Raw genomic sequence first — 23823 nt, forward strand, 5'->3', positions numbered from 1 at the left:
ATTTAAAGAGTTCAAATATATATGAAAACCATTTTAGCGATTGAAACAAGTTGCGATGAAACTGCAGTTGCGATTGTAAATAGTGATAAGCAAGTGCTTGCTAACGAAATTCTTTCTCAGGTAGAGCACAAAAAGTGCGGTGGAGTGATTCCTGAAATAGCATCACGTGCTCATATGAAGCATTTAAGTGGTTTAATAAAAAGTGCTATGGAAAAATCTAACCTTAACTTTTGTGATCTAGATGCAATTGCAGCAACATCAGGACCAGGACTCATAGGTGGATTAATAATTGGTACAATGATGGCTAAAGCAATTGCACACGTAACACAAAAACCGTTTATTGCAGTTAATCACTTAGAAGCACATGCGTTAGTTGTTAGGCTACTATATGAGGTTGAATTTCCGTTTTTAGTCCTGCTGATATCAGGTGGTCACTGCCAATTTTTAATTGCACAGGATGTAGGTAAATACATCAAACTTGGAGAAACGCTTGATGACTCATTAGGAGAAGCATTTGACAAAGTCGCTAAAACGCTGGGTCTAAGCTATCCGGGAGGTCCATTAATTGAAGAGTTAGCTAAAAAAGGTGATGGTATGAGATTTAAGCTGCCAAGAGCAATGATAAAACGTTCTGGATGTGACCTTTCATTTTCTGGAATTAAAACAGCGGTAAAAAACTTAGCACGAGAATTTGTAATGAGTGAACAGGATGTGTGTGATATGTGTGCTTCGTTTCAAGAGTGTATTAGCGACATATTACTCGATAGAGTCAGAAATGCTATTGGTATCGCTGTATCTTTAAATATTAAAATCAATGATTTTGTAATTACTGGTGGAGTTGCAGCAAATAATTTCCTGAAAGAGAGATTAAAAAAGCACATAGACTTGAACGTGCTTTCTCCTCCAAGCAATTTATGTACAGACAATGCAGTGATGGTTGGATGGACAGGAATTGAAAGGTTACAGAGAAGCTATGTAGACTCTCTTGACTTTGCACCAAGGCCAAAGTGGGAATTAGAAAAATATTACTAGCACAAAAAATTATCTACTATATAATGCGGCCGCTGGTGAATTTTTGTAGGCTTAAAAATTACAGTGGTATCTACTAAAGCCTTACCGGCATTATTATTTATGAGGTACAGTATGTTCAAAAATAAATTTGACACAGTTATTAGTGTTTTCAAAGCTAAATCTAGTACAAGCGCAAAGACACTCAGTTCAGGTTTATTTGTTGCGGGAAACGTTGTTATGGCCAGAGCAATTAGTGAGATAGACCTCTCTTCATTACAAGGCAATTCAGAAGATAAAGTCAATAAGCAAGACCTAATAATCATATATGATTATATTAATAAAGTAACTCAAGAAGAAAACTATAATATATGTACTAATAATCTTGATTGTATAAAAAGCAGGATTTTAGCAGAAAATATAAGTGATTCATTAGCTGAAAAATTTCGTCAAGATGGATGGAATATAATAAGTAATGATGGTTCTTCGCTATTAACAGTGGCTATTGAAAGAATTAGGAAAGAACAAAAGAAAAATAGGAATTATGATATTCATGTTGAAATAGCTGTATCTCTAATTCTTAGTATGGGCAGAGAATTGATTATAAAATTGGAGAATTTTGCAGATAGTAATGATAAAACACTTCTACATTATTTAGCTGAGTCGGGTAAAGAAGATATTTTATGTTTTGTGATAGAAAATTCTAATTTTGACATTAAAGAAGCAGTAAGGAATAAAGATAGAGATGGTAAAACACCACTACACTATGCGGCTAAATCTGGCAATAAAGAATGCTTGAAAATTCTCATAGAAAATGAAGCAGATTTTAGTTGCACTACCAATAATAAAACCGAGTTACACTATGCTGCCAGAAGCGGAAGTCCTAACCTCCTAGAATATTTAAAAGAAATATTGACAGCAAAAGGAATTTTTGATAGGGAGAAAATTAAAACAGATAAATATGGAAATAACGCATTACACTATGCTGTGCAATCTGGAAATGCTGAGTGCATAAAATTCTTCATTGATAATCAAGTACAATTTTTAAAAAATAAATATAATGAGAATCCTTTTCATAAGATTGTAGGTAACTCAGAAACTCAAGAAAATGCCATAAATTTTCTTATAGAGCATCTAAAATTTTTAGGTAGACTAAAAAGTGAAATTAATCAAGAAAATGTAGATGGTAACACCCCATTGCATATAGCTGCAAAACATGGAAATAACCAGCTAATGAAATTGTTTACTCAATCAGGTGCAAAAATTGTTCAGAATAAACAAGGTAACACCCCCTTACATATTGCTATTATACATGGTAATTCATATTGTATAGACCTATTTTATGAAAATATAGGAAATAGCATACTTCAATCCAAAGGTGATTATGGAAGAGATCTTGTACATTTAGCTGCAATGTACGGGAAGTATGATTGTCTAACATCTTTACTCAAGAAATTTCCTGATTACGATTTAAGCACAGAAACACACAAAGGAAATATGGCCCTACACTTAGCTCTATCGAGTAATACAGAAACAGAACTAAGAAAAAAATGTGTGAGTCTATTAATAGACAGAAGCATGCAAGTAAATAAGAGTAATAATGAAGGAAACACCCCTTTACATTTTGCTGCCCAACTTGATTTATCGTTTTTAAGCATGATAGAAAAAAAGTTGGAAGAGAAGAAATTTGACGTTTATCAAGAGGTTTTGCGTGAGAATAGCAACGGTGACACCGTCTTTCATATGGCAGCACGTGTTGGTAATAAATCATGCCTTGAGCACCTTTTTAAAAAAGAGAGAGTGGGAGAAATATTAAGTAAGAAAAATAAGGATGGACAAACTTTACTACGCTTATCTATCCTCAGTGGAAGAGTAGAATGCGTTAAGTATTTGGTAAAAAAAAGCCCAAAGGGTATTTTTTTAGAACAAAATACACAAAAAAAGTTGTTATTTGCAGCTATTTTGAGCGGCAATAAGGAATGTCTTGAATTTGTGTCAAAAGAACTTGTAGGTAAAAAGGTGGCTGCTAGCATCAAAGTGTTATATGATGAAAATGACAATACACCGTTACACATGGCTGCTCTTGCCAACGACATAGAATTCTCTCAGTATGTTATTGAAAGTATTGCTAAGTCAACTATTAGGAACACAGTACCACTTTTTAACACAAACAGTCAAGGGCTTATACCTCTACATTTAGCTGCCATGAGCCTTAATGCTGAGTTAATAGAATATTTTATGAAAGATAATCATTACCCCTATAATAAGAAAATGTTAAATGTTGTATCTAAATCTGGAAGAACAGCATTACACTATCTTGTAATGAGTGATAATGATTTTGAAAAAACTATAAATGAGGATTTTAAGCAAGGTCAATTTTTGAAAAAGTTAGTTTTAGAAAAGCGTAAACAAAATGAGCACTTAAGGGACAAAGCTATTAAAGCCTTATTCTACCTAACAATCAGCACCGGAGAGAAAACTTTAAATGAAAAGATAAATTTTGATATAAAGGATAATGCAAAAAAAACAGCTTTAGATTATGCTTTTAAACATGGTGACACAAATATCTTGAGGTTATTTTTAGATTTCTTTTATGAAATAAGGGAAAACAAAAAAAGGAAATATGATAAACTTAATATGGAAGATCAAGAAAGAAGCAAAAAGCTTCTAGACTACTATAATCTGGCCATGTCAATATCAAGTGTGATTATTTCTGTTTGCATTAAGTATAATGATGCAGAATCTGAAAAGGAAGAAATTCCTACCTGGATTTCCATTGCATTCTCTTCGATATCATTTTTACTTATCTTATACAACTTAGTGATTGGCCTTCAAAAAGAACCTGTTAAACGTAAGATAGAAAACTATACTGAAAAAATGAACAGAATTGAAGAGGCTACAGGAAAGTTAGCTAAGACAAAAGTAGGGGATCATGATTTGGAGGAATACAACTCAATATTGGAACTATTAATAAAGAATGCAGAAGATATTTCACGATTGGAAAATGAACTTTACAAGTTTACGCATGAAACTAGATTAGAGAGTAAAGACAAACTCAATATTTCTCCTCAGAAAATGAGTAGGGGTGGTAGTGCACTACTATGTTCGAATAAGTCTTTAGAAGGTAAAAAAAGTTCACCTGTTTTGAATGATTTAACAGCAAAACTTAGTCTGTGTTCAAGACGCAACAGTAGAGTACAAAATACAATGGACAAGTTAGATAATCCATCATGTGTAATTACTATAAATGAGAATTCAGAAATTAAACCAAAAGCTCCGAAAAACAAATTCAAGAATGTTGCAACTAAGCTAAAAATAGGCAATATCTTTAGTAAGAAAAAAGAAGATCTTATCGCTTCATCAAGCTTATCAGAAGGTGCTAATCACGAGAATATTACAAAAATGAATGAAGAAAACTGTGGGTTGATAAAACGATTTGGTGATACCAATGGGTATTCAATATTTTCGACTCCTTTTAATCCAAGCAGTTCAACCTCAAGAGAAGAGTGTGGTAACAATCATAGTGCAGCGCGTCATGTGAGTTATGGTAGTGCAAATAATCCTGTGAGTGATAAGGAAGTTAGTAAATCTCCATCTCTAATACTTTCTAACTTTGAGGAGGGGATTACTGTTGACTGTTTTAAATTCGAAAGATATAGACCAAGGGTATATTCAAGTCCATCTTGTGTGAGAAAAAGAGCAATTACAGCTAGATCATTGGAATATGTAATACTTCCTGATCATATAGAAAGAGGAAAATAGATGCAGATTGTAGTCACTGACTCTGATAGCATCAACTTTCAGAGGAGTGATAGTAAGAACTGTCATTGAGTAGTAGATAAGAAAAACGTAGAACAATTGGCAAGGCTATCGTATAAGGTTATAGTAGAGAAGAAATTAGATAGCCTTGCTAAATTTCCATGAAAAAGTTTATATTCGCATATCATTAATATTTTATTACATTAATGATATGGTAAGGCAATAACTGTTAATACTTTTGAAATAAAAACTATATATGGTACATATAATTAAATAAAAGGAAGATTGTGGAAATCACTCCGTCAATAAAAAAGGAATTAAAGCAAAGTATACTATATACTTGTTTAGAGAAGTGCAAGAGTGCGTTTTGGTTCATTTTCTGGTTTAGCTCAGGGATTAATGCGTTAATGTTATTTTTGCCACTTTATACCTCTCAGGTACTTGATCGAGTGATATCGAGCGAGAGTGTGTCAACACTAGTTATGCTGACGATTATTACTTTATCTGCGTTTGCATGTTCTGCAATGCTTGAAACTTGTCGATATTTAGCTATGGCTAAAATTGGTGATTGGATTGATAAAACTGCAACACCAGATCTAATAGTAAGGTCAATCAGGTTAACATCAGTACAAAGCTCAACTTCAAGTGGTGAAGCAATACGAGATCTTGGAGTAATAAAAAATTTCATTACAGGAAATGGTATATTTTCACTGTTCGATACTCCATGGTCGCTAATTTACCTTGTTGTGATCTTTATGATACATACCTCTACAGGGTTTATAGCTATTGCCGGAATTATTATATTAGTTTCAATGGCAGTATGGAATGAACTTGCTACTAAGCGTATATTGAGAGAAACCAATGAAGAAACTATACGTAATATTAATGCTATAGATGTTGCAACACGAAATGCAGAGGTGGTTGAAGCTATGGGTATGTCAGAATTTATAGTTTCTGATTGGTGTAAACGGAATGATCAAAATCGTGCAATGCAAGTTACAGCGCAGAATCGTTCTAATGTGATTACTGGGATTACTAAGTTTTTACGCTCGACTCTCCAAATTTCAGTAATTGGAACAGGTGCATTACTCGCAATCACAGCTCACAAAACTGCCGGTAGCATTATTGCTGCCTCGATTTTGATGGGTAGAGTATTGGCTCCATTTGATGCAGCAGTTCATACTTGGAAATTTTTAAATCAAGCCAAGATGTCATATGGCAGGCTGCAAAGACTTATCCTAACATCCCCAAAAAGAGAGCAAACTATGGCTCTACCAGAGCCTGAAGGGAAGTTGGAATTTGATAGGGTATTTTTTACTCCTTATGGGAGCAATAAGCCAACAGTAAAAGGAATCTCATTTGTAATAGAACCAGGGGATGTTGTTGGTGTTATTGGTGCAAGTGCTTCTGGTAAGTCGACCATTGCAAAACTAACCGTTGGTGTTTGGAAACCCATATCAGGTGTAGTCAGACTAGATGGCGCTGATGTATATACTTGGAATCGAGAGAACTTTGGTAATTATGTTGGTTACTTACCTCAAGATATTGAGTTATTTAACACGAGCGTTAAAGCTAATATTGCCCGCATGAGACCAGATCCAAATCCTGAAGAAATAATCAAAGCAGCAAAAATTGCAGGAATACATGAATTAATACTGAGCTTACCAAATGGGTATGATACAACAATAGGAGGACCTGGAGGAGTAATACTCTCTGGTGGCCAAAAACAGCTTCTTGGACTTGCAAGGGCTTTTTATGGTAATACTAAGCTTTTAGTGCTTGATGAACCGAATGCTAACTTAGACAGTAATGGAGAGGCGCGCTTGATTAATGCAATCAATGTTGCAAGAGAGCAAAATACTACCACTGTTATCATCACTCATAAGCTACAGCTACTATCTGTAGTCAATACAGTGATCGTCATGTCAGATGGGGTTATTTATGCTATGGGACCAAAAGATGAGATTTTGAGTAGATTAGTTGCTCCATCACCAGATGCCACAGAAGATAAACGTTCTTCAGCAAGTGGTTAAGAAAGAGAGAAGTTGTCACACTTCTCTTTCTCTTATAGAGTACTATATGCACAGTTTATAAAATCTTAAGCAATTGTTATTCGAAAAATCCAATAATGATTAGCCGCGGAACCTATTTGCTAATTCTCTCACATTAACCTTAGACATTTCTGATGTAGGCTCTTGTGTATATGAGACATCAGATTTAACGCCTTTTTTGTCATGACCTTTAGTAATAGAACATACTACAGTATCAGCCTTTACATGCTTAACACTTGGATCTGATTGAAACCCATGCTTTCTTTCCATTTGTGCTTCAAGCTTACTGCTATCATGTGTAACCCTACACCTTTCTAGATTACGGTCACGTTTGTCAGGAGCTACATATCCATCTATATCACTACATAAGAACGGGCGCACTTTGAACCTGTCTGAACTAACACCATTTTCAACACTTGCAGAATTATGAGCTTTTCTATTATTGCGCATTTTATCTACAGCTTCCTTTATTTTTTCTTTTGATGGTTTTGGCAGCAGTGCTGGCTTATATGCACATGCTGGTAGTTCTGGAAATGAGTCCTCCTGAAACAGCAAATGACTTTGGTTTCTCTTACTATCTGATTCTTCAATATTCTTTATTGGTGTCTTGAAAGAGTTTTCATTTTTCTTTCTTAGATCCAACTCATTTAATCCGCTTCCAACATTATTTTTTCTTGTTGTAGTGTGAATAACACCTGGAAGTTTCACTTCATACTTAAATTTTTTACCAATGGTATCTATTGACTCATTAGATGAGGAATCTATTTGAAACCTATCGTTTGAAAATTTTGATTTTGTAGCATCAAAAGATATACTACGTTTTTCTATCTTTTTATAAGTCATATTTTACCTCTAAACCTATTAACTAATAAAAGTATAAACTAAGAGGTATTAATTTTATTATAATAATAAAGGCTCAAGAAGCATCACCGTAGGGTTTTCTATATAGTACTTAAAGGCATTTAAAAATTTTGCTCCGAGTGCTCCATCAACTGCTCTGTGGTCAACAGAGAGAGTAACTGTCATTACCTCTGCTATCTCTATTTTTTCACTTATGACAACTGGTTGTTTTTTAGATGCGCCGACAGCCATAATGCAAGACTGTGGTGGATTGATTATAGCACTGAAAGTTTTTATACCAAACATGCCTAAATTAGAAATGGTAAACCCTCCTCCTTGAAATTCTTCAGGCCTTAATTTTCCAGATCTTGCTCTATTTACTAAATCTTTCACTTCTTTTGATATAGATAAAACACTTTTTTCATCAGCATTTTTTACTATAGGAGTAATCAGTCCATCCTCAAGCGCTACAGCAATTGAGATATCTATATTTGAGTATCTTACTATTTTAGTATCTATCCACGATGAGTTTATATCAGGAAATTTTTTCATGCTGAAAGCCACAGCTTTTATAATTAAGTCATTAATTGTTACTTTATTGTTCTCATTTGCTGAATTAACCTCATTTTTGAGCGATATTAGCTTATCAACGTGGCAGTCTACAGTTAAATAAAAGTGTGGAATATTTTGCTTAGATTCAACTAGGCGCTGCGCTATCACTTGGCGCATATTACTTACTTCAACTGTTGTATTTTCCTCAAATCTCTCATAGCTTTTAGTTTGATCTAAAAATTCTAATACATCAGCTTTGATGATACGACCATATGGACCTGTACCTTTTAATCGCTTTATATCAACACCTTCATTTTGAGCTATTTTTTTAGCTAAGGGGCTTACTTTTATTCTATTTTCTGTTGCTCTATCCTCTTTTTTAGATCCCAGTGTCACGCACTGGGATGACATTAAAGAGCTAGATGAAATCGAAGGGTTGGATGATACTGAAAAATCGGCTTCAACCTCCTTCTCAACCTTGGTATTGATGGCAGAAGCTAAATCAAGTGCGCTTTTATCTTCCCCTTCCTCTAACATTAGAGCTATCAGTTGATTTACAGGCACGCCACTTGTTCCTTCCGACACTAAAATTTTTGCCAAAACTCCTTCATCGACAGATTCAAACTCCATTATGGCTTTATCAGTCTCAATTTCAGCGATTACATCACCTATTTCAACTTTATCTTGTTCTTTTTTACACCACTTTACAATTTTTCCTCCAGTTTTACTCATTGTTGGGGAAAGAGCAGGCATCAATATTTCTATAGGCATTTATTCTGTATTAAAAGATCTATTTAACTTTTAATTTACTCTTTACCCTATGTCAATCTAATCGTAAATTATGATACTTATATCATCCTAGTACGTGATGCTGGAATCTTGGTTGACTACTGTTATCCTACTATTTCTATTGCTTAGTCCTAGACAGAGTACAAATAGTAAGATCATCATGAAAATAGACGAATCTGTTATAATGGAAATAGAAAAATGTAGTGCTTACTATCCTCTCACAAACATATAGCTTGGGTACAGAAAAAATTTATATGAGGAGCTGGTTAAATTGATAAAAGATCAGAATTAATAGTAGTTTCCGAATCTTCTGTAGCAGGCTCTTCATGTGAAGCAGAGGACAGACTAACTTCTTTATCCTCTGTTCTCTGTATAGAACTACCACAAAAACTCCTTAACATCTCTTCAGCAGATGAATTTAAAATCTGTATAATAGACTTTTCACTTTGTTCTTTCAGCGATTGATCCATTCTAGAAATCAACTCGGAAAATTCACTACCTTCTTTTCTAGCTTCACTTTCTATCTTATTTTTTATGCTTTCTATATTACTTTGGTTAATTTCTTCTTTCGTTATGTTAAATGAATTAGCAATACCTTGATACTTAATCTCACAATCGCCACAGCCAACTATGCAAAGAGCAATAGAATCGGATATTTCACCTGCAGCCGAATTATGGATAGTGTAAGCTAAGCAATTGTCATGATATTTAATGCCAAGCTGTTGCTCTATCAATTCAGAAATTTCATTTTTTAAAGACATAAAGTACCTCCTTCTTACATTACTGTACCTTCTGATTAAAGTACAACAGCTGCTCCTAAATAGCAATCCATATATGGTTTACTTTAATAAATTATTAAAGTAAGAAGCTTTTACATCCTAAAACATAACTGAGATAAGCCAATGTAAAAAAATTTTTAAACGAGAATTATTGTATATATATTACTTATTTGGTAAAATTATTTTGGCAAAATAGCATATAAAAGTTGAGGCTAATTATGAATATTAAAGAAGGAAAGGATTTACAACAGGAGTTATTAGGAATTGTTTTCAATATACTCATAGAAAGTGAAGATAGCGCCATAGAAGCTATGGAAACAAGAGCAGTAGAGATAATTAAAAAACTAAAGGAACACATTAATGATTATATAGAGTATGGTGGTCAAAAAAAGCCAATTTTAGATTGGGTTATTGTTTGTGATTCTCAGAATAATGTCAGACTAAATAACAAGTCGCTATTAAAATTTGAGAAGGCAATTAAGGATATTGGAGGAAGAGCACCGCTAAATGAAATAAAAAGTACAATAAGGTTATTAGTAGAACAAGCACAGCTAAATCATGTTAGAATTAGAGGTGAGAGAGAAGTACCACTAAACCTCTTTGAGGAAAACATAATAATGAGAGAGCGAAGAAGGGCAAGAGAACAACAAATGCGGCCAAATTTTATTAGAGAAAGAGAAGCGTCATTGAATCTCTTTGGAAACAGGGATGAAAATGTAATAATGAGAGGACAAATGAGGTCACGCTATATTAGGCGTATTAGACGTGAAAGAGAAGTACCACTTAGTTCAAAAATAGGAGAATTAATTGGTGTAGTTTCATCCATAATTGTAGGTGCTTTCATTGGTATAATGGTTGGTATGGTCATTGCTGGTTTATGTATTGAGCTTTGTGTAATCACCACTGCAGAACCGATTCTTCTCATCATGGGTGCTACTGCTGTTATAGGAGCTATTGTAAGCAGGAACTGCTCCTGTATTAAAGCTAATAGAGATGTTTAAAGGTCAAGAACCTAATCTTTCTCCTAGTAGCGGTCTGGAAAGCTCTAATACTGAACATACTTATTTAAATAGGCAAAGAGTTATTTAGAAAAAAATTGGAAGAATGTTCAAAAAAGTCCATTTATAAAATACATCGGCTTAACTATGATCTTATAACTTAAGCTAATTAATTAAAAATTTTTGTTTTAGCGGTTAAATAAAGCCAGATCTTATTAGAGAGAGGATCTTCTTATCTCTTCTTTACCTTCATTTTCATTTCTAACAATTTTTTTTCCACTTAATATGTCTCTTATTTCATCTCCTGTTAAAGTTTCAAACTCCAGTAGATTTTCAGCAATGAGCTCCAAGTCTTTCCTACGCTTGGTTAAAATGTCTTTTGCTTTTTCATAGCAAGAAAATACAACTTTCTTTATTTCCTCATCTATAAGTCTTAACGTATCTTCAGAAATTGTCTCAGAATCATGTGTGATTTGTTCACGATTGTGATATATTGGCCCTATTTTGTCACTCATTCCCCATTTTGTCACCATAGCACGTGATAAATCTGATGCTAGTTTTATATCTGAAGATGCGCCGCTTGTGACTTTATCATAGCCAAAAATTAGCTCTTCTGCCACACGTCCACCCATTGCAACAGTTATATCTGCTAGCATCTTTTCTCTTGTGAGGGACACTCTATCTGTTTCTGGTAGTCTCATAACTAAACCGAGTGCTCTACCACGTGGAATAATTGTTGCTTTGTGTATAGGATCAGAAGCAGGCATATTAACTGCAACTACTGCATGACCAGCTTCATGGTAAGCAGTAAGCTTTTTTTCTTCTTCTGTAATGACTAAGGACCTTCTTTCCATGCCCATCATCACTTTATCACGTGCATACTCAAAATCATCCATGGTAACAATTTTCTTATTTCTTCTTGCAGCAATAAGCGCAGACTCATTCACTAAATTTGCTAGATCAGCCCCTGAAAAACCTGGCGTTCCCCTCGCAACTGTTTTTACGTTTACATCTGGTGCTATCGATATTTTCTTTATATGCGTATTTAATATTCTCTCACGCCCATTTATATCAGGTAAAGAAATAGTAATCTGTCGGTCAAAACGACCAGGTCTAAGTAGTGCTGGATCTAGGACGTCTGGACGGTTAGTTGCAGCAACTATTATCACACCTTCATTAGACTCGAAACCATCCATTTCAACCAGTAATTGATTTAATGTTTGTTCCCTTTCATCATTACCGCCACCAAGACCAATGCCGCGATGCCTACCCACTGCATCTATTTCGTCTATGAAAATTATACAAGGAGCATTTTTCTTACCTTGATCAAACATATCACGAACACGGCTTGCACCAACACCGACAAACATTTCAACGAAATCAGATCCAGAAATACTAAAAAACGGTACATTAGCTTCACCTGCAATTGCACGAGCAAGTAGAGTTTTACCAGTTCCAGGGGAACCAATTAAAAGACATCCTTTTGGTATCTTCCCACCTAACACTTGAAATTTTTGCCTTTGTTTAAGAAAATCAACAATTTCAACCAACTCTTCTTTTGCTTCATCAATCCCAGCAACATCATCAAATGTCACTTTTTTTCCAGTAGTCATAAGCCTAGCTTTTGATTTGCCAAAGCTTATAGTTCTATTACCTCCTGCTTGCGTTTGTTTAAAAAGGAAAAGTAATAAACCGATAAAGATAAGCGTCGGAACCCATTGAATAAGTAATCCACCAATTATACCTATTGCAGAGTCTCCAATTGAAAAGGAGAACTTCACTTTCCTATCATGCAAACTTCTTATTAAGTCACTATATATAACACCACTTGAGTTAAAGGCTGACCCATCCCTAAACTTCCCTTCGATGCTTTGGTTTCTTATTGTAATATTTTCTATATCATTATCTTCTAGTCTAGTTAAAAATTCTGAAAAAGGTATGGTTGTTTTACTCTTACCTATACTTCCGCTAAATTGAATATAAGCAACTGAAATAAGAACAATAATCACTAACCAGATCAATAAGCCTTCTAAAAATTTTTTCATTTACATTTCTAATTAAATACTAATCAAGCTTACCAAATTTTGTTTTATCGTGCTATTAATAATGAATCGAACCTTATCATCATCGGTATTTTTTCCGTTATAATTTACATCAGGATAAGCAAGCATCTTTCCATCTTTTTGTACTGTAGGCAAAGAATAGTAAACTTCAGAGCAATAATCATAATTTTTTAGAAATTCAGGGATTTTTTGTGTTTTCTTTAGTGGAGCAATAGTTACTGAACACTCCTGATCTCCAAATATTGTGCAGCTAAACCTGTTATCCCATTCAATAGAACCATTTAATGGTAAGTGTACAGTAATTTCCTGTATCTTTGACGATTCTCTCATTATCAGAATACTTTCTCCATATTTTCTTATTTTGCATCCATAGAGTGTGCAATTAACATCACTATTTTGTTGCAATATTCTATTAAATATTGCGATAAGGCTACGGTACCTTGGTTTATAGTGCTTGTTGACAATTGCCATTATAGAATAAAGAAGAAGTCTTAAAGCTATTTCCTCTGGCAGTTTATAAAGTTCATCTAGTTTAATTTCAATATAACCAAGATCATGAATATTAACGCAGTCATTAAGTGCAAGGCGTGTGTAGTGCATCAACGCTTTTGCAGCTCTTTTCATATGAAGGGCTGTGAGGCATATTCGCTCTGTTAAAATCTCTTGATTGTCACTTGCTTTAAGTAAGTTACGGTATAAAGTTCGTCTGTATTTTAAGTCATAATTGCTTCTATCTTCGATCCATTTTAACCGGTGAAGATTAGCGTACTTTTCTATTTCACTACGACTAAAATTTAACAACGGCCTAAATATATAAATACCATTTAAGAAAGATTTGTAATCCATTGATGATAATCCATCTACTCCACTACCTCGCTCCAATCTTAATAAGAACGTTTCTGCTTGATCATCTTTGTGATGAGCAACGAGCAAACATTTAACATTATTGTTTTTACACCACTCTGCTAGTAACTTATATCGTGCTTTTCGTGCCTGTAACTGAATATTACCTTTAATATTTTGCTTCTCCCAATTTAATATGAACGATTCCTTTGCTCCAAGTTCTTTTGCATAACTTATAACAAAATCAGCTTCTTTTTGAGACTCTGAACGTAACCCATGATTTACTGTTAATGCTATAGGAAGTGAAAGCTTGTTTTTTTTTGCCCAGTTAGTCATTAAATGCAGTAAGACTATACTATCTACACCACCTGATACTGCAACTGCGATTTGGTTATGGAAAGCAAAACTATTAGCTATATTTTGAAATAATAACTCTAATTTCATTATGTTTCTTGATGGCCAGATAGTCTCTACGTCATACAGCGACTTATTTGTGGTATATATAGATCCCGCTAACAAGCAGCGGAATTGCTCTCTTTTGTCATCCCAGTGCTTGACACTGGGATCCAGGTTTTAATGCAAGAAACTACTTCTTTATTCCAGAAAATGAAAATTCCACTCTACGATTTTTAGCATGCTCTTTTTCATATTTAGAATTTCTAGAATCATCTTTTACATTAACCAAAGGCTCAGTTTCACCTTTAGAAGCAGTTTTTATTCTATTTTCTAGATAAGGTGTACAGCTGACCATAAATTTTTTAGCTGCATCTGCTCTTCTAGCTCCTAGTGCAAGATTATACTCGTGAGAACCACGATTGTCAGTATGACCAGTTAAAGTGACCTTTGCGTCAGGATTATTTTGTAACACTTCCATCACGTCAAGTAATGCATCTGCACTCACTTCACTGATACTAGATTCATCATAACCAAAGAAAACTCTTTTATCACCTATCTGCTTAACAACAGCATTCATTTTATTTGTCGTATTTACTCCTTTTTTAGGGCAAGAACTTACACCAGTAAGCAGTAAACAAAAACAACACATTATAATCAGTCTACTCCACATCACTAAACCTCCATAAATTTAAAATATAGTGCGTAATTTTAATTTTAGTACTAATAATCCCTCTATACTAGAATAGAGTCAAGGGAAATAAAATACTAAATGTTTTCTTTACAATCTTATAATTAATTTTCTGATAAGATGCTCAATTCTTAGCAATGAAGTACAATAAAAGAATAAAAATACAATTTTTTATTGTACTTTAAGCAAATATACTTTTAACTTTATTATTAATCTATTACGATATTAAGCAGATGTTTCAAAGCAATGAATAAAAATGAGATCTTATAAGTTTTTAGAGGAAGTATTACATAAGGTAAGGAATATCGAAAACACACTAAAACTACTAAGCAAAAGCCAATTGAATGTAGAGGACAAAGTTGAACAAATGTGTCTTCTAGAGGAAATCAGACATGAAATTATCTCTCATGATGCAATAAAGGAATCATTAGCGAATGCTCTTAGGAATAAAAAGAGTGCTAATATTCAGCAGCTAAAGTTAATAGAGGGGATACACAAAAGCAGCAGTGCTATTCCTGTTGATTTAGTAAAATCTTTGTCCAAAGCTAAGATTGAATGCCAAAACTTATGGAGGCTAACTAATTCTGAAATTAGTAACTTAGAAAAGCTGAAAGAATGCTTTACTAACCTAATTAAGCTTACTCGTGAAGCAGCTTCTATAAAATCGCAGCAATTAAAGCGCTCAAACTATGAGTCATTGCTTGCTGACTATGACTCTAATATCACAGAAAAGAACATAAAGGAAATATTTCCTAAGCTAGGTAAATTTTTTAGTGAAAATGTAGAGAAAGTAACTCAAAAGCAGAAGAAGGATAAGGTTACTAATATACAAAAAGTTACGGTTCAGAGACAGATTGAACTTGGTTCCTTATTCTTACAGCAAATGAGTGTTACACCAAATGAGATTTCCATTTCTTATTACGATTCTATCGATTATGATGAATCTGACCTTTGTTATGGTTTATTTTTACTTTTACGGCATACTGGTTATGCAATTCATCAAAAATGTTTAGCGCAAAATTCTATAAAGAGCTCAATTACAAAACATATTATGTATGAAACTCAAGGGTTATTCATGGAAAAGATCATTGGAACATCGAGAGAATTTATTGAGTTCATTCAACCACACATAAAGGAGAAACTTTCTACAAAAGGCAAAATTAATAGTAGTGTTGAAAATTTGTATTTGATTTTCAATAAAGTAAATCTTTCATCTTTTTTGAAGAATGCGGATGAATTTAGTTTATTGGCTCACATTATGCTAAGAACTAAATTAGAACAAGATCTAATAAATGGTACGTTAGAAGTTAAAGATCTACACGATAAATGGCTGGAAGGTATGAAGCATTACAAGATTTCAGTAAAAGCTAAAAATGAGCTAGACACTTATTTTCAAGATGAGTATTGGATAAGTGGTGTTATAGGCTACTTTCCTATTAAAGTCATAGCGTTAATCGCTGCTGTGCAGTTTTTTTCTTTCATTAAGAAAAATCATTACGAATTTTTAGATTCTATAGTAAAAGGAGATTTCAGTTTACTTATCGATTGGTTCTCTAAAAATGTATATAGTGCAAATTATGGCTTTTTGGAACAGCTAAAAAAGGTAACAGGTAGGGATTTAGATATTGAGTGCTACACTAGTTACTTATCTGAAAAGTATAATTTGTCTCAATAAATGGTTTTCTTGAGTTGTGTATGAGTTTTGTTCAGAATTTAATCAGAAATTTTTTTACTTTCAAAGGTTTATTTGCTAGCGATATTGCTATAGATCTTGGTACTGCAAATACTTTAGTTTATCAGAAAAGTCAGGGGATAGTGCTTGATGAACCCTCAGTTGTAGCAAGAGTAAAAGAAAAAGGAAGTTACGTTCCTTATGCTTTTGGCAAAAAAGCTAAGATGATGCTCGGAAAAACACCTGGAGAAATAGAAGCGATAAGGCCCTTGAAAGACGGAGTTATTGCTGATTTTAAAAGCGCGGAAGAAATGTTAAAATATTTCATACGCAGCGCAAACACAAGATTCACTGTTAATAAGCCTAGTATTATCATATGTGTTCCATCTGGATCTACCCCAGTTGAAAGGCGTGCTATACAAGATGCAGCAGAAAGTGCTGGTGCAAATGAAGTATTCTTAATTGAAGAACCAATGGCTGCAGCAATTGGGGCTGGACTTCCAGTTACCGAACCTGAAGGTTCTATGATTGTTGACATAGGAGGTGGTACAACTGAAGTTGCAATTATTTCTTTAGGTGGAATTGTTTATTCACGTTCTGCCAGAGTAGGTGGTGATATTATGGATGAGGCAATAAAGTCATACATTCGTGAAAATCATAAGTTATTGATTGGCGAAACAACTGCTGAAAAAATTAAGAAAAACGTCGGTTCAGCCAGTCTGCCAGTTGAAAACAACAAAGAGGGAATGATAATTAAAGGCAGGGATTTAGTGAGTGGTATGCCAAAAGAAATGCTTTTATCAGAATATCAAGTTGCAGAGAGCCTAATAGAGCCTGTACATCAGATAATTTCTGCTATTAGAACTGCACTGGAGAGTACTCCACCCGAACTTTCTTCTGATATAGTTGATAGAGGAATAATTTTATCTGGTGGAGGTGGGTTATTGCGCAACTTGAGTAAAGTTATTAGTGAAACAACAAAATTACCAGTTCGTGTTGCAGATGATCCACTTTGTTGTGTTGCCCTGGGTAGCGGAAAAGTACTTGAAAACATGGACTATTTTGGCCATGTTTTATTCAAGCAAGATTAAATTGTTTTTGAAGATCGAATTGTTTTGATGGAATTATGTAATATAAATGAGATCCCAGTATCACGCACCAAGTAATTTAAAGGCAACTTCCAGCAGGAAGGGGTGTCATCCCAGCGCTTGACACTGGAACTTGACTACAAATAAGTATGCTGTTTCGATGAAATTGTGTAATAGAAACTGGATTCCAGTGCTTGACACAGGTTTGTGTTTATAAATTATATGCTAAAAGAATTTGAAATTGAACCTTTATTAAAAGATAAAGCTCCGCATCAAACTAAGGCTATTGTTGCAATGTCCGGGGGAGTTGATAGCTCCGTTGCTGCAGCACTGCTGTATAACCTTGGGTACGAAGTGATAGGTGTGACTCTTCAGCTCTATGGCAGTGATGGTAATGCGAGAAAGGGTGCATGCTGCGCTGGACAGGATATTTATGATGCCAAATACGTGGCTGAAAGTGTTGGCTTTCCCCACTATATTTTAAACTACGAGGAAATATTCAAAAAGGAAGTAATAGAGGATTTTGCAAATACCTATATGCGTGGAGAAACTCCCATACCGTGCGTAAGGTGTAACCAAACAGTAAAATTTCGCGATCTATTGCAAGTTACAAAAAATCTTGGTGCGGATGTGCTCGTAACAGGACATTACGTAAGAAGATTAGAAGAAAATGGTGAGGTAAAGTTGTGCAGAAGTATTGATAAAAGTAAAGATCAAAGTTATTTTTTGTTTGCAACTACTGAGGAGCAGTTAAAGCTTTTGCGATTTCCACTCGGTGGGTTCTATAAAAGTGATATAAGAAAACTAGCAAAGTATTTTAGTTTGCAAATTTCTGAAAAACCAGACAGCCAAGACATATGTTTCGTTTCCGAAAGCTATAGCAAAACAATAGCTAAACTAGCTCCACGATCTGTACAGAAAGGCAAAATAGTGGACATTAACGGAAGAGTGTTAGGTGAGCACAGTGGCATAGTAAATTTTACAGTGGGCCAAAGAAGAGGCCTCGGTATCGCACACAATGAACCTCTTTATGTGATAAAAATTAATACAGAAAATAATGAGGTTATAGTCGGGCCGATCAATGCTCTAATGCAAAAAAAGATATTGGTCAAAGAGTTAAATTGGTTAGAACAACCAAAAGAAGGCATGGAAGTAACTGTGAAGCTCAGGTCATCACATGCAGGAAGCTCAGCGACAATATATTCAACTGACGAAAAGAACAAAGCCTGTGTAATTTTAAACGACGATTACTTTGGCATCAGTCCAGGTCAAGCCTGTGTAGCATATAAGGGCGAACAAGTTATAGGTGGAGGTTGGATATGCTCCTAACTTGGTGGTTTAATTTTTTAATGCAGAATGTAAACATACAATAAAATTTATTGCTGTTTTATCCTATATTCTTTATACTATAAAGATAATTATTATATTGTGGACTAGAGGGATGGTTAAAGAAGTTGAAGAGTTAATAAAAATTGTTGGTAAGGGCAATTTACTAGAAGCCGCATTTATTCGTTTGGGCAGTTTTCAACATGCTGACTTACATCATTGCATGGATTGCAGAAATCATATAGGTCTATTCGAATTCATTAATAAAAAAGAACAAGAGCCATTAGATAAATATTTTAACTTAAAATTTAGTCTACAAGGATTGTTTTTAATTTATGTTCAAGCTTATAGAGTTCTTGCAGAAAATGCTCAGTTCAATACTCAAGAAGTAATTGATAAAATATATGCTGCAGTTGAAAGTAAAAAAATACCTACTCTTTGTGACACTTCGAAGAAACTGCTAAGGGAAATTGTAGATCAAGTAGAATTGACAGAAGATCAAAAAAAACTAAAGCTTTTTAATATTCTAGCAAATCCGAAAGGTGAAGCTCTATTTAACAATAATGATGACTTTGAGAAACAAGTACTCAATAATATTAAAAAGTTACTCAAAATAAGCTATGCAAATGAATTTGATAAAGAGTTTAGCTTATGTAAAGAGGTAATAAATCATTATTACTCGATTCACAGTATAAAAATAGATAAAGACATAGCATTACTATTTTCTAGTTATAGTATATTTTCTACATGTACTGGAAATGGAGATATTTTATCACTCAATCAATATATTAATGAGAAAGCTAGAGTAATCAACACACCACTGTATTACAGTTACATCTTACAGTTAATAAAGGTATTAAGAAAAATTGAGTTACCGTATAGAAATGGATTCACCAAGTATACACTTAATTATAGAGGTATAAGTGAATTGAACGGGACATTTACAGCTGCAAGAGAGCAAGACAGTCAAGATTCTCTATATCCTAAAAATATCAAACGTACTCTAGAGCAACTACTAAAAAACCAAAATAGTGATGCATTTGAACAATTAGTAACAAACCCTGAGAATACGTATTACTCAGTGCCACAAAGTGAATGCAGACTAAACTCTAGTATCAGTAACAAAAAAAACAAAAATCATAAAAACACATTTTGTAAATTAGCTTTAGGTATGTTTATATTGTCTATTGGATTATATACTGCTGATTATTTCTTTATGGAGCAAAAGTTATTCAACTCAATAACAAATATTTTGCCACAAAATAATCTCATCAATTTCATAGTTGCTGCAGTACTTACTATCGTAATAGTATATGCTTTATTTCAACTACTAAAATCACCTCAAGAACCGCCACATTCAACGATCAATGATACAACTATTAACAGTTTTGCAAATGGTCCTATTCAATCATGAATCTCTACTTATGAATGATAAATGTAGCACTTTTAAAGTGTATGCTATATAATATCTTCTCTTGAATAACGAGGTAATCCATGGATTTAAGCAAAGTAACAACAAAACCAGATGAAATAAATGTAGTAATTGAAATAAGTGCAAATGCTGAGCCTGTAAAGTATGAATTTAATAAAGAGCTTGGGTTGTTACAAGTTGACAGATTTTTGTCTACCTCAATGACTTATCCTTGCAATTATGGGTTTATACCAAATACCTGCGCAGGTGATGGTGACCCTGCGGATGTTTTGGTGCTAACTCAATTTCCTTTAGCGCCTGGAGTTTTGATATCGGTGCGTCCAGTAGGTGCATTACTTACCAAAGACGAGAAAGGAGAGGATGAAAAAATATTAGCTGTACCTATCTCCAGTGTTGATAGCTATTATGACAATATAAAAAACTATTCTGATTTATCTAAAAACTTACTAGATAAAATAGCTCATTTCTTTTCTCATTATAAAGATTTAGAAAAGGGAAAAACGGTGACAGTTGGAGAATGGGCTAATGTGGAAAAAGCAAAAGAAATCATTGAAAAAAGTAGAAATTAGTTTGCGTTGATTTAGCCTTAAATTACAGTTATTCGGAAAAATGTTGTTGTTTTTAATGGGTAAATATTGGTATCCGTTCAGGATAGCGGTAAGGTAGTATAACCATAGAGTAAAAGTGAGTTTACAACAAATGGTGTCATCCCAGTGCTTGACACTGGGATCCAGTCCTTTCGCACAAAAAACGTTGTAAAGTAACTTGGTTGGATCCCAGTGTCAGCTACTCTGATGACAAGACAGGTTTCAATATTTGCATGCATCTGGACAGATACAAATATTGCAATTAAAAGCATTAGACAGGCAGTAAAGGTCTTGATATTATAGTAATAATTTGGAAGGGTGGCCGAGCGGCTGAAGGCGGCGGTTTGCTAAACCGTTATACGATTGAAAAGTCGTATCGAGGGTTCGAATCCCTCTCCTTCCGTATATTATTGTTTAGGTATTCATTACAGTAATTTCACCCTCTTTTTTAATTATTAAAAAGTTAGCTAGCGTTTATTCAGTATTTATTATAGAATTAGTTATTAGCTAAATAATTTTATATGCATAAAATACTAATTTTGATATTAATAATGCTGCCGCTTAGGTTACTTGCAACTGAGATTGAAATTGTTGCAGATGTAAATGGTGAGCCAATTTCAAATTTAGATATCGAAAGACGTATAAACTTCATAAATTCATTGCTTGGCACTCAGAAGATTAATCAAAAAGAGGTAAAATCTCAAATTCTAAGACAGTTAATAGACGAAATTATCATTGTCAGCGAAGCACAGAAGATGAATATAGAATTGAGTAACGAGGAGTTAAATAATGCTGTCACGTTATTCTTAACTCAAAGTTTAAAACTTAAGGCTGATGAAGTTGATCAATACGTAAAAAAGCATAATATAGATCTCAATACCCTAAAAAAACAAATAAAGTGTCAGCTGCTGTGGAACAAGATTATTGAAGTAGGAGTTGTACCGCTTATTAATATCAGCGATCAAGAAGTGGATGATGCAAGAAAGCAAAAAGAGAAGTCTGATTACCTTATTACGTTTCAGGAGTTCATAATTCCCGATCAGAAGATAGCTGAAGACTTAGTAAAAAAATTACGTACCAGTAATAATCCAGAATCTTCAATAAAGATGAGCAAAGCAACCGTTAATTTAAGTCAGCTAAAAGGTAAACTCAAGGACGTTTTGGAAGGATTAGAAATCAGTGATGTAGCAGGTCCGGTTAGTTTAAGCGAAGGTTACTCTGTTATAAAAGTCATAGATAAGGTACAGCTCGATCATACACTGCTGAAAAGTACTTTAAAACTGAAACAGGTTGTAGTTGAAGGTTCAGAAAGTTTACTCTCTAGTTTTAAGGAGCAAAAGGTCAGTTGTTTAAATTTTGACAAGTTAGCAGATGATTTCAAGTTGCCAAGCGTAAAAGAGTTTGAAATAAAAATGCGAAATTTAAATCCTGATTTACAGATTTTATTTAGTAAAACAAATATGAATGAAATAGTAGAATTAAGAGAAAATAGCACTGCAAAGTTGATGATGTTATGTGATATCAAAAATAATGCAATGGATATAGAAGCAATCAAACAGGAAATGTATCAACAAAAGATTATGATACAAAGCAACCTGTTATTGGATAATATGCGTAAAAATGCAGCTGTTAGTTATCAGTTTAATTGAAGTTAGAGAGGTTTTCTACTCCATAAAAAGTTTATGAAGAATATAATGCTCATTGGCGGTGGAGTTGGAAATGCAGTGTTATTTTCGATAGGGAAGGCATGTCTTGAAAACAATCATAAGGTTTTATATTTCGCTGGCTATAAAAAATTAAGTGATGTATTTAAACGAGCACTGATAGAACGTGCATCAAGTGCAGTAATTTGGGCATGTGAAGAAGGATTGATAGAAACAAGCAGAGAACAGGATAAATCCTTTCATGGTAATATAGTTGATGCAATAATCTCATATCAGCAAGGAAAGTTAGGTAAAATTACTATTAATTTAAACACTATAGATAAAATCATCACTATTGGTTCTGATAAAATGATGAAAGCTATAAATGAAGCTAGAAAAACAATTTTAAAGCCATATCTAAAACCAAAACACATAGCAATATCATCAGTTAACTCTCCTATGCAGTGCATGATGAAAGAAATCTGCGCTCAATGTATTCAGCAACACATAAATAAGGAAACAGGAGAAATAAGTTTTGTTTATAGTTGCAGTAATCAAGACCAGGATATGGAGCTTGTTGACTTTGATTTTTTAAGTGAGCGCTTGAAGCAAAATAGTTTACAAGAAAAGCTCACTGCAAAATGGATAGAACATGTTCAAAGACACTAAACAGCACAAAGAGGAACTAAGGAAGCAATATAGAACCATAAGAAAAGATGTTGATGAAAGTTATTCCAGTTATGCAGCAAGTTCCCTTATTAATCTCTTTAATCAGAACTTAAGCTACGTTAAAGGTAAAACAATAGCAGCGTACATTCCAACAGACGGAGAAATTAATGTTGTGCCTTTGATGCATCGTTTACTCGATTTAGATTATAAAGTAGCAGTCCCTAATAAAAACAAGTTATTAAAATTTGAGGAATGGAATAAAGCAGATGAAGATATAATCCCCGATACAATCATTACTCCTGTTATTGCTTTTGATGATCATTTTAATAGGTTAGGTTTTGGCGGTGGTTGGTATGATGAAATGATAAAAAAATTACGGCCACTTGGAAAAATATTTATAGGTGTAGCCTATGAGAAGCAATATTGTAAAAATTTACCTGTGGAAAAACACGATCAAAAATTGGATATTATAATTACTGAGATGTGTGTTAGACTTGAAAGCAGGTTGCTCAAGAAAACGGATAGAAAGGAGTAGCATAGTCTACCTCTTTCTGATAGTAATTGCTTATCTGTTTAGATGCATGCAAATATTGAAACCTGTCTTGTCATCAGAGTAGCTGACACTGGGATCCAACTAAGT

At 33.8% G+C, this 23823-nt stretch carries 17 protein-coding genes, 1 tRNA gene and 1 pseudogene; 13 read left to right on the forward strand and 6 right to left on the reverse strand.

What is annotated here, in order from left to right:
* The first annotated feature begins 21 nt into the window (after nt 1–21).
* From tsaD to CAI20_RS01365, 3 genes are all read left to right on the forward strand, one after another.
* Nucleotides 22–1032 (forward strand): tRNA (adenosine(37)-N6)-threonylcarbamoyltransferase complex transferase subunit TsaD, encoded by a 1011-nt coding sequence (gene tsaD, locus CAI20_RS01355; RefSeq protein WP_007302199.1) that lies wholly within the window; start codon nt 22–24, stop codon nt 1030–1032.
* A 111-nt stretch (nt 1033–1143) separates the two neighbouring features.
* On the forward strand, nt 1144–4770 hold the full coding sequence (locus tag CAI20_RS01360) for an ankyrin repeat domain-containing protein (RefSeq protein WP_149168709.1): 3627 nt from the start codon (nt 1144–1146) through the stop codon (nt 4768–4770).
* 284 nt (nt 4771–5054) lie between these two features.
* Nucleotides 5055–6800 (forward strand): type I secretion system permease/ATPase, encoded by a 1746-nt coding sequence (locus CAI20_RS01365; RefSeq protein WP_017532259.1) that lies wholly within the window; start codon nt 5055–5057, stop codon nt 6798–6800.
* A 99-nt stretch (nt 6801–6899) separates the two neighbouring features.
* Here the strand turns inward: CAI20_RS01365 and CAI20_RS01370 are convergent, their stop codons facing one another.
* From CAI20_RS01370 to CAI20_RS01380, 3 genes are all read right to left on the reverse strand, one after another.
* Nucleotides 6900–7661 (reverse strand): hypothetical protein, encoded by a 762-nt coding sequence (locus CAI20_RS01370; RefSeq protein ID WP_007302202.1) that lies wholly within the window; start codon nt 7659–7661, stop codon nt 6900–6902.
* 57 nt (nt 7662–7718) lie between these two features.
* Nucleotides 7719–8981 (reverse strand): pyruvate dehydrogenase complex dihydrolipoamide acetyltransferase, encoded by a 1263-nt coding sequence (locus CAI20_RS01375; protein ID WP_007302203.1) that lies wholly within the window; start codon nt 8979–8981, stop codon nt 7719–7721.
* 284 nt (nt 8982–9265) lie between these two features.
* Nucleotides 9266–9760 carry a WBM0748 family T4SS-associated protein gene (locus CAI20_RS01380; RefSeq protein ID WP_149168710.1) on the reverse strand — a complete coding sequence of 165 codons (495 nt, stop codon included), beginning with the start codon at nt 9758–9760 and terminating at the stop codon, nt 9266–9268.
* 236 nt (nt 9761–9996) lie between these two features.
* Between CAI20_RS01380 and CAI20_RS01385 the strand changes: the two are divergent.
* Nucleotides 9997–10867, forward strand: a pseudogene (locus tag CAI20_RS01385) (hypothetical protein).
* A gap of 124 nt (nt 10868–10991) precedes the next feature.
* Here the strand turns inward: CAI20_RS01385 and ftsH are convergent.
* The 3 genes from ftsH to CAI20_RS01400 form a co-directional block, all read right to left on the reverse strand.
* Nucleotides 10992–12821, reverse strand: coding sequence for an ATP-dependent zinc metalloprotease FtsH (gene ftsH, locus CAI20_RS01390; protein WP_149168711.1), 1830 nt, complete (start codon nt 12819–12821; stop codon nt 10992–10994).
* 12 nt (nt 12822–12833) lie between these two features.
* Nucleotides 12834–14126 carry a tRNA lysidine(34) synthetase TilS gene (tilS, locus tag CAI20_RS01395; protein WP_149168712.1) on the reverse strand — a complete coding sequence of 431 codons (1293 nt, stop codon included), beginning with the start codon at nt 14124–14126 and terminating at the stop codon, nt 12834–12836.
* A 142-nt stretch (nt 14127–14268) separates the two neighbouring features.
* Entirely contained in the window at nt 14269–14748 is a 480-nt protein-coding gene (locus tag CAI20_RS01400) for an OmpA family protein (protein WP_007302208.1), read from the reverse strand.
* Between the two features lie 274 nt (nt 14749–15022).
* On the opposite strand from CAI20_RS01400, the gene CAI20_RS01405 reads away from it, so the two are divergent.
* The 9 genes from CAI20_RS01405 to CAI20_RS01445 all read left to right on the forward strand — a co-directional run bounded on the left by CAI20_RS01405 (nt 15023) and on the right by CAI20_RS01445 (nt 23718).
* Nucleotides 15023–16441, forward strand: a complete 1419-nt coding sequence (locus CAI20_RS01405; protein ID WP_007302209.1) for a gluzincin family metallopeptidase — start codon at nt 15023–15025, stop codon at nt 16439–16441.
* A gap of 20 nt (nt 16442–16461) precedes the next feature.
* Nucleotides 16462–17529: a rod shape-determining protein gene (locus CAI20_RS01410; RefSeq protein ID WP_007302210.1), complete on the forward strand. Its 1068-nt coding sequence runs from the start codon at nt 16462–16464 to the stop codon at nt 17527–17529.
* Between the two features lie 219 nt (nt 17530–17748).
* Entirely contained in the window at nt 17749–18855 is a 1107-nt protein-coding gene (gene mnmA, locus CAI20_RS01415; RefSeq protein WP_149168713.1) for a tRNA 2-thiouridine(34) synthase MnmA, read from the forward strand.
* Nucleotides 18856–18967: 112 nt separating this feature from the next.
* Nucleotides 18968–20266 (forward strand): WD1261 family protein, encoded by a 1299-nt coding sequence (locus tag CAI20_RS01420; protein WP_149168714.1) that lies wholly within the window; start codon nt 18968–18970, stop codon nt 20264–20266.
* Between the two features lie 80 nt (nt 20267–20346).
* Nucleotides 20347–20853: an inorganic diphosphatase gene (gene ppa, locus CAI20_RS01425; protein WP_019236780.1), complete on the forward strand. Its 507-nt coding sequence runs from the start codon at nt 20347–20349 to the stop codon at nt 20851–20853.
* 330 nt (nt 20854–21183) lie between these two features.
* Nucleotides 21184–21274, forward strand: a tRNA-Ser gene (locus CAI20_RS01430).
* A 118-nt stretch (nt 21275–21392) separates the two neighbouring features.
* Complete coding sequence (locus CAI20_RS01435) at nt 21393–22520, forward strand: SurA N-terminal domain-containing protein (RefSeq protein WP_012481918.1); 1128 nt, start codon at nt 21393–21395, stop codon at nt 22518–22520.
* A 33-nt stretch (nt 22521–22553) separates the two neighbouring features.
* Nucleotides 22554–23183, forward strand: coding sequence for a ferredoxin reductase domain-containing protein (locus tag CAI20_RS01440; protein WP_007302215.1), 630 nt, complete (start codon nt 22554–22556; stop codon nt 23181–23183).
* Nucleotides 23167–23718, forward strand: a complete 552-nt coding sequence (locus tag CAI20_RS01445) for a 5-formyltetrahydrofolate cyclo-ligase (RefSeq protein WP_019236783.1) — start codon at nt 23167–23169, stop codon at nt 23716–23718. The genes CAI20_RS01440 and CAI20_RS01445 overlap by 17 nt, the downstream gene beginning before the upstream one ends.
* The last annotated feature ends 105 nt before the right edge of the window (nt 23719–23823 follow it).

The organism is Wolbachia endosymbiont of Chrysomya megacephala, assembly GCF_008245065.1.
In the GTDB taxonomy this organism is placed as follows: Bacteria; Pseudomonadota; Alphaproteobacteria; order Rickettsiales; family Anaplasmataceae; genus Wolbachia.

Bases quoted from the DNA above. Each gene is read 5' to 3' on its own strand.
- tsaD (WP_007302199.1), top strand. From the start codon at position 22: ATGAAAACCATTTTAGCGATTGAAACAAGTTGCGATGAAACTGCAGTT.
- CAI20_RS01360 (WP_149168709.1), top strand. From the start codon at position 1,144: ATGTTCAAAAATAAATTTGACACAGTTATTAGTGTTTTCAAAGCTAAA.
- CAI20_RS01370 (WP_007302202.1), bottom strand. From the start codon at position 7,661: ATGACTTATAAAAAGATAGAAAAACGTAGTATATCTTTTGATGCTACA.
- CAI20_RS01375 (WP_007302203.1), bottom strand. From the start codon at position 8,981: ATGCCTATAGAAATATTGATGCCTGCTCTTTCCCCAACAATGAGTAAA.
- CAI20_RS01380 (WP_149168710.1), bottom strand. From the start codon at position 9,760: ATGTCTTTAAAAAATGAAATTTCTGAATTGATAGAGCAACAGCTTGGC.
- ftsH (WP_149168711.1), bottom strand. From the start codon at position 12,821: ATGAAAAAATTTTTAGAAGGCTTATTGATCTGGTTAGTGATTATTGTT.
- tilS (WP_149168712.1), bottom strand. From the start codon at position 14,126: ATGAAATTAGAGTTATTATTTCAAAATATAGCTAATAGTTTTGCTTTC.
- CAI20_RS01400 (WP_007302208.1), bottom strand. From the start codon at position 14,748: ATGTGGAGTAGACTGATTATAATGTGTTGTTTTTGTTTACTGCTTACT.
- CAI20_RS01405 (WP_007302209.1), top strand. From the start codon at position 15,023: ATGAGATCTTATAAGTTTTTAGAGGAAGTATTACATAAGGTAAGGAAT.
- CAI20_RS01410 (WP_007302210.1), top strand. From the start codon at position 16,462: ATGAGTTTTGTTCAGAATTTAATCAGAAATTTTTTTACTTTCAAAGGT.
- mnmA (WP_149168713.1), top strand. From the start codon at position 17,749: ATGCTAAAAGAATTTGAAATTGAACCTTTATTAAAAGATAAAGCTCCG.
- CAI20_RS01420 (WP_149168714.1), top strand. From the start codon at position 18,968: ATGGTTAAAGAAGTTGAAGAGTTAATAAAAATTGTTGGTAAGGGCAAT.
- ppa (WP_019236780.1), top strand. From the start codon at position 20,347: ATGGATTTAAGCAAAGTAACAACAAAACCAGATGAAATAAATGTAGTA.
- CAI20_RS01435 (WP_012481918.1), top strand. From the start codon at position 21,393: ATGCATAAAATACTAATTTTGATATTAATAATGCTGCCGCTTAGGTTA.
- CAI20_RS01440 (WP_007302215.1), top strand. From the start codon at position 22,554: ATGAAGAATATAATGCTCATTGGCGGTGGAGTTGGAAATGCAGTGTTA.
- CAI20_RS01445 (WP_019236783.1), top strand. From the start codon at position 23,167: ATGTTCAAAGACACTAAACAGCACAAAGAGGAACTAAGGAAGCAATAT.